General features: G+C 67.1%; 5 protein-coding genes. 2 read left to right on the forward strand and 3 right to left on the reverse strand.

The window, feature by feature from the left end:
- Window positions 1-11: 11 nt before the first annotated feature.
- The 3 genes from A6M56_RS16740 to prpR all read right to left on the reverse strand — a co-directional run bounded on the left by A6M56_RS16740 (window position 12) and on the right by prpR (window position 4,500).
- On the reverse strand, window positions 12-1,355 hold the full coding sequence (locus A6M56_RS16740) for a GGDEF domain-containing protein (RefSeq protein ID WP_045219286.1): 1,344 nt from the start codon (window positions 1,353-1,355) through the stop codon (window positions 12-14).
- A gap of 207 nt (window positions 1,356-1,562) precedes the next feature.
- The gene (gene yddG, locus A6M56_RS16745) at window positions 1,563-2,480 is read right to left on the reverse strand and encodes an aromatic amino acid DMT transporter YddG (RefSeq protein ID WP_045219284.1); all 918 of its coding nucleotides are present in this window, start codon (window positions 2,478-2,480) and stop codon (window positions 1,563-1,565) included.
- Window positions 2,481-2,550: 70 nt separating this feature from the next.
- Window positions 2,551-4,500, reverse strand: a complete 1,950-nt coding sequence (prpR, locus tag A6M56_RS16750) for a propionate catabolism operon regulatory protein PrpR (RefSeq protein WP_102079146.1) — start codon at window positions 4,498-4,500, stop codon at window positions 2,551-2,553.
- A 166-nt stretch (window positions 4,501-4,666) separates the two neighbouring features.
- Here prpR and prpB point away from each other — a divergent pair, with 166 nt between their 5' ends.
- Both prpB and prpC read left to right on the forward strand, forming a co-directional pair.
- Window positions 4,667-5,563, forward strand: a complete 897-nt coding sequence (gene prpB / locus A6M56_RS16755) for a methylisocitrate lyase (RefSeq protein ID WP_045219281.1) — start codon at window positions 4,667-4,669, stop codon at window positions 5,561-5,563.
- Between the two features lie 37 nt (window positions 5,564-5,600).
- On the forward strand, window positions 5,601-6,770 hold the full coding sequence (prpC, locus tag A6M56_RS16760) for a bifunctional 2-methylcitrate synthase/citrate synthase (protein ID WP_045219279.1): 1,170 nt from the start codon (window positions 5,601-5,603) through the stop codon (window positions 6,768-6,770).
- Window positions 6,771-6,990 lie beyond the last annotated feature (220 nt).

A 6,990-nucleotide genomic window follows, 5' to 3' on the forward strand; every position in this document is an offset into this window, starting at 1 on the left:
AGCGCGGCGCCTCAGACGCTGACGACCTTGTTCTTGCCCGCGCGCTTGGCCTGGTACATGCCGCGGTCTGCGCGGTGGATGGCCGCCATGGGCGGTTCGTCCTTGCCCAGCTCCGCCACGCCGGCAGAAAACGTGATGAACAGGCGCGTGTCGCCGGCCATGAAGAAGCGCTGGGTCAGTGCACGCTGCAGCCGGACGATGGTCTTCACGCCGTCTTCCAGGCGCGTGTCCGGCATGAGCACCACGAACTCCTCGCCGCCGAAGCGGGCCAGCGTGTCCTGCGGCCGCATCGACTCGCGCGCCACCTGCGCCAGGTGCGCGAGGGCATCGTCGCCCGACGTGTGGCCGTGCGTGTCGTTGATGGCCTTGAAGTTGTCGATGTCCAGGAAGGCGATCGACAGCGCGGCGCCCTGCTGCATCGCCTGGGCCACCTCGCGCTCCAGCGCCTCTTCCAGGCCCTTGCGGTTGAGCGCACCCGTGAGCAGGTCGTGCCGCGCCGACGCCGAAGCAAGGTCCAGCGCCTTGCGCAGCCGGGCCACTTCGGCGGCGGCTTCTTCGGCCTTCATCTGCATGGCCGACAGCTCGTCGCGATTGCGCGCGGCTTCCGAAGACATCCACCGCGTGGCCGACAGCGCGTCCTGGATGACGGGCGCAATGTCCGCCACGGTCCGGGCCGCTTCGATGCGCCGCGCGCAGGCTTCCATCTGCCGGTGGTGTGCGTCCGACGTGGCGGCCGCGGCAGACAGGCGCTCCATGAAGGCGGCCAGCAGCCGCTTCATCTCTTCCTGCGCCTCCATCGACTTGCTCTTGAGCGAGCTCTGCTTGTGGATGACCTCCTTGAGGCGGCGCCGCAGATCGTCCAGCCGGCGCAGGCTCACGGGCGCTTCGCTGGCCCGCATCAGGGCGTCGATCTGGCCGCGCAGCCAGTGGTCGTCCAGCGAGAGTTCGCTAATGTTCTCGAACACGAGCTGCAGCAGGCCCAGCAGCGACTGGCGGATGTCGTTCTGGTCAGCGGCCGCCAGCGCCAGCCGCTGGTTGAACGCCGCGAGCCGGCTGTTCACGCTGGCGAGGCTTTCGGCGTCGGAGCGGCACGCCTTGACGAGCGCCCAGGCCGCTGGGCCGACCAGGGCATCGTCGGTGCCCAGGGCCGGCAGGCAGCACTCGACGGTGCGCGCAAGATGCTCGCGCAGGTCGCGCACGAGCGCCGCGCGCTCTGCCGGGGCGTCTTCATGGGGCTTGCTGCCTGCGATTTCGTAATAGATCGCGGCAAAGTTATCTGGCGTGGGAGCCAACCTGCGTGAGGCCAGCAGCCGGAGAGCGTGCCGCGCGGTCTCCGATGGGTTCTTTTCGGTCATACCTAATACAACAGGTTGGCAAGCGGGATTGGAGACCGATTCTCCATGGTTCGCGCCGCACCGAAAAGCCGCGAAAAGGTGTATGTGGGTGTTTGTTGTGGAAAGGCGTCCGCCGTGATCCCCGGGCGAGACACGCCGCCAGGCACGGTGGCGAGCGAAGGATTGCGCCGGGCAGCGCCGTGCGCCGCTGGTGGACGCGGCCCGCCGTTACGACAGCTCGGGCGCGGCAGCGGCGCGCGCGCGTTGCCCACGCGTTGCCACCCAGCAGAGGATGGAGCCCGCACACACCATCGAGGCGCCTTTCCAGAACGCGAACGACAGCGGCGTGCGCAGCAGCGCCGCGGCCAGCGCCGCAGAAAACACCGGAATGAAGTACGACGCGCCGGCCAGCACCGTCACGTTGCCGTGCAGGATGCCCACGTTCCACGCTGCATAACCGAAGCCCATGGCCGATGCGGCCATCGCCAGGTAGACAATCGCCTCGACGCTGAAGTGCATCGCGCCGCCGCCGGTGGCGAAGTATTTGATCCACAGCGCCAGCGCCGTCAGCATGAAGAACAGCGTGATGCCGTTCTTGCCCTCGGCGATCCGGGCGGTCACGGTGCAATACGCGGCCCAGATCACGGCGCCCGAAAACGCCAGCCCATAGCTGAGCGGGTTGTCGCGCACGTTTGCGGCCATGCCGCCGATGTCGAGCCCCTGGTCGCCGCCCAGTACGAGGCAGATGCCGAGAATGGCAATGAGAAACCCCGGCACGATCAGCAAGTTCGATCTCTGCTTGTTGAACACGATCGCGCACAGCATCGTGAACGACGGCCACAGGTAGTTGACCATGCCGACCTCAATGGCCTGCCGGCTGGTGTTGGCATAGCCGATCGACAACGACAGGCACAACTCATACGCCACGAAAAGCAGGCTTCCCCACACGAGATACCGGCGCGGAAAATCCTTCCAGCGGATGAACCCGACGGTGAAGAGCAGCAGCACCGAGGCCACGCTGTACATCATGGCGGCACCGCCCACGGCCCCGAGGCTCTGGCTGACGCCCCGGATCAGCCCGACGATCGAGGCCCACAACAACACCGCGATGAGCCCGATGAGGGTCGCCCTGCTCCTGCTTTGCATAACGTGCCTGCGCTGACTTGTCGATTGGGAAGAGGCCGATCTTACCGCCATCGCGCGGCACGTCGATCGGCTAGCCGGCCTGCAACCGCCGCCACAGCGTCGTCTTGCTGATGCCGAGCGCCGCGCACACCGCCTCGCGGTCGCCGCCATGCGCGGCCAGCGCGGCCCGGATCGCTTCGGCTTCCACGCCACGGCTGCGCTCACGCAGCGTTTGCGCGCCGCCCCTGCCGCGCGCCGTCTGTGCAAACACCTCGGGCGCGATCATGCGCAGCACGTCTTGCGTGAGGGGGCTGGCGTCGTCGGTATCGGCCAGTTCCACCGCAATGCGCTCGACCACGCTTTGCAGCTCGCGCACGTTGCCGGGCCACGTGTAGCGCTGCAGCGGCGCCGCAATGCCGGCCAGCAGATGCGCGGCCTCGTCGGTATCGGCAATGCGCAGCAGCAGGCGCGGCTCGCGGCGTGCGGCCTGCACGAGCAGTTCGGCGGCCAGCGGCATCACGTCGTCGGGGCGCTCGCGCAGCGGGGGCAGCGCGATGCTGAGGATGTTGAGGCGGTAGTACAGATCGGCACGGAAGGCGCCGGCTTCCACCGCGTCGGTCAGGGCCCGGTGCGTGGCCGCCACGACGCGGATGTCCACGCGCGTGGGCTCGGTCGAGCCAAGCCGCACGACTTCGCGCTCCTGCAGCACGCGCAGCAGGCGGCTTTGCAGCGGCAGCGGCATCTCGCCGATCTCATCGAGGAAGAGCGTGCCACGATGCGCCGCCTCGATCAGCCCGGCCTTGCCGCCCTTGCGTGCGCCGGTGAACGCGCCTTCTTCGTAGCCGAAGAGCTCGCTCTCGAGCAGCGCCTCGGGAAACGCACCGCAGTTGATGGCGACGAACGGAAAATCGCGCCGCGCGCTGAGCTCGTGCATGCTCTGCGCGACCATCTCCTTGCCGGTGCCGGATTCGCCGAGCACGAGCACGGTCGCATCCGACCTGGCATAGCGGCGCACGAGCGTGCGCACGCGCTCCATGGGCGGTGATGCGCCCACGAGATCATCGAGCCGGTAGCGCGCGCTGAACTGCTGCGGGCGCTGGCGCGAGCGCAGCGTGCGGTCGAGCCGCTCCACGGCGCGCGACTCCTGGAACGTGAACACGGTACCGTCTGCGGCGCCCATGCCGGCCAGCGGGCCGCGGTGGATGACGTAGCTCACGCCGCGCACGGTGCCGAGCGTGTCGCCGTCCGCATCGGGCAGCAGGCCCAGCAGGTTCGGCGCGATGCTCAGCAGCGGCTGGCCGATGGCCTGCTTGGCGTCGATGCCGAGCGCCGTGGCCAGCCGCTCGTTGATCGCTTCCACGCGACCTTGCGCATCGAGCGCCACCACACCGTCGCGCAGGTGCTGCAGCAGGTTGTCGAGCCGCTGGCGGCGCTGCGCTTCGCGGCGCGTGGCCTGCACGACTTCAAGCGCGGTGTCGAACGCCGCGCGCACGGAATCGCGCGAATACAGGAACACGGCCTGCATGCCGGCGCGCGCGGCCAGGTCCGTCACCAGGCCCGGTCCGACGACAGCGCCGACGCCGCGGTCGCGCAGGTCGAGCACGCAGCTCTCCGCGTCCTGCCGCGACGCATACGACGCGAACACCACGTCCATGTTGTATGCAGCGACAAAGCGGCGCACCTCCTCGGGCGTGTCGCCATGCGTGACGAGCGCCACCGGCTGCGCAGCATCGGCCACCGCACGGCGTGCACGGGCCAGCGCGTGCATCACGTCAAAGCCCGTCGGGTTGATAACGACCACCGGCAGAGACAGCCGCGGCTTCAGGTACGCGCCGTTCGAGCCGCCCGCGACCACCACATCCGGGCGCTGGGGTCCGGCCATGTCGATCTCGCGCACGATGTCTTCAAAGCCGCGCGTGACGACGCGCAGCTCGGCGCGGTCGTTGTACTCGGCGGCAATGTCGAGGAACAGGTCGCTCAGGCGGCTGATGCCGCACGCCCAGATGCGCGGGCGGTCAGCATGGTCGGCAGTCGGATGCATGATCCCTGCATTATGCGCCCGCCATTTCCATATTGAAATGGAAATTTCAATTCTGAAATGACGTGATCCGGGGCGCCAACGCCACACCCATACAAATCAACGGCTTAGGCGGCGCGGCGCCGATGGCCCGCTTCCTGCTCTACATGGCGATTCTTCTGGAGCACGCATGAGCACAACCAAACGACAGCCCACCAGCGCGGGCGCCAAGTTCCGCCAGGCCGTGGCGGAGTCCCAACCGCTGCAGGTGGTAGGCGCCATCACCGCCTACGCCGCCAAGATGGCCGAGCAGACCGGCTTCAAGGCCGTGTACCTCTCGGGCGGCGGCGTGGCCGCCAACTCGCTGGGCCTTCCGGACCTGGGCATCAGCACGATGGAAGACGTGCTGATCGACGCCCGCCGCATCACCGACGCCGTGCAGGTGCCGCTGCTGGTGGACATCGACACTGGCTGGGGCGGCGCCTTCAACATCGCACGCACGATCCGCTCGTTCATCAAGGCGGGCGTGGCGGCCGTGCACCTGGAAGACCAGGTCGGCCAGAAGCGCTGCGGCCATCGCCCGGGCAAGGAAGTCGTGCCGACCGACGAGATGGTCGACCGCGTCAAAGCCGCCGTGGACGCCCGCACCGACGACGACTTCGTCATCATGGCCCGCACCGATGCGGCCGCCTCCGAAGGCATCGACGCGGCCATCGAGCGGGCCGTGGCCTACGTGGAAGCCGGCGCCGACATGATCTTTCCGGAAGCCATGAAGACGCTGGACGACTACCGCCGCTTCAAGGCCGCCGTGAAGGTGCCCATCCTGGCCAACCTGACCGAGTTCGGCAACACGCCGCTGTTCACCACGGACGAGCTGCGCAGCGCGGACGTCGATATCGCCCTGTATTGCTGCGGCGCGTATCGTGCGATGAACGCCGCGGCGCTGAACTTCTACCAGACCGTCATGCGCGACGGCACGCAGAAGGCCGCCGTCGAAACCATGCAGACCCGCGCCGATCTGTATCAATATCTCGGTTACCACGCGTACGAAGACAAGCTCGACGCGCTGTTTGCCGCACAGAAATAAGCCCGAAGATTCAACGCATCCAAGGAGACACCGCACCATGAGCGAAGCAGACAACAGCACCCCGAACACCGGCGCCTTCAAGCCCAAGAAATCCGTGGCCCTGTCGGGCGTGACGGCTGGCAACACCGCGCTGTGTACCGTCGGCCGCACCGGCAACGACCTGCACTACCGCGGCTACGACATCCTGGACCTGGCCGCCGCGTGCGAGTTTGAGGAAGTCGCCCACCTGCTGGTGCACGGCAAGCTGCCGAACAGGGCCGAACTGGCCGCCTACAAGGCCAAGCTCAAGGCGCTGCGCGGCCTGCCCGCCAACGTGAAGGCCGCACTGGAATGGGTGCCCGCCTCGGCCCACCCGATGGACGTGATGCGTACCGGCGTGTCGGTGCTCGGCACCGTGCTGCCCGAGAAGGACGACCACAACATCCCCGGCGCCCGCGACATCGCCGACCGCCTGATGGCCAGCCTGGGCTCGATGCTGCTGTACTGGTACCACTACAGCCACAACGGCAAGCGCATCGAAGTCGAAACCGACGACGACTCCATCGGCGGCCACTTCCTGCACCTGCTGCACGGCGTGGAGCCGTCGAAGTCGTGGGTCGATGCGATGCACGTGTCGCTGAACCTGTACGCCGAGCACGAGTTCAACGCCTCGACCTTCACCGGCCGCGTGATCGCCGGCACGGGCTCGGACATCTACTCCGCCATCACCGGCGCGATCGGCGCACTGCGCGGCCCGAAGCACGGCGGCGCAAACGAAGTGGCGTTCGAGATCCAGAAGCGCTACGACACGCCGGACGAAGCCGAGGCCGACATCCGCCGCCGCGTGGAGGCCAAGGAAGTCGTGATCGGCTTCGGCCACCCGGTGTACACCGTGTCCGACCCGCGCAACAAGGTCATCAAGGAAGTGGCGAAGAAGCTGTCGAAGGAAGCCGGCAACATGAAGATGTTCGACATTGCCGAACGCCTCGAAACCGTCATGTGGGACATCAAGAAGATGTTCCCGAACCTCGACTGGTTCAGCGCCGTGTCGTACCACATGATGGGCGTGCCCACCGCGATGTTCACCCCGCTGTTCGTCATCGCACGCACCTCGGGCTGGGCCGCGCACATCATCGAACAGCGCATCGACAACAAGATCATCCGCCCGAGCGCCAACTACACCGGCCCCGAAGACCTGAAGTTCGTACCGATCGGCAAGCGCCCGTAAGAAATAGGAAAGAAGAAAGGAGCGTCAACACACACCCACCGGCGGTGTGGCCGTTGACGTTGCTGCCCTGGATGGCGCCTTGAGTTTCTGTAAGCGGGCGAAAAGAAGAAGGAGGCTTGTCTGAGCGAAGCGAGTTTGCCTCCTTCTCCGCACGGTTACATAAATTCAAGGGGAAGTCGCCATCTCGGGCGCGCCTTTCTTTGCTTGCTTTCTTTGGCAA

The organism is Ralstonia sp. RL (assembly GCF_001683835.1).
Lineage (GTDB): Bacteria > Pseudomonadota > Gammaproteobacteria > Burkholderiales > Burkholderiaceae > Ralstonia > Ralstonia mannitolilytica.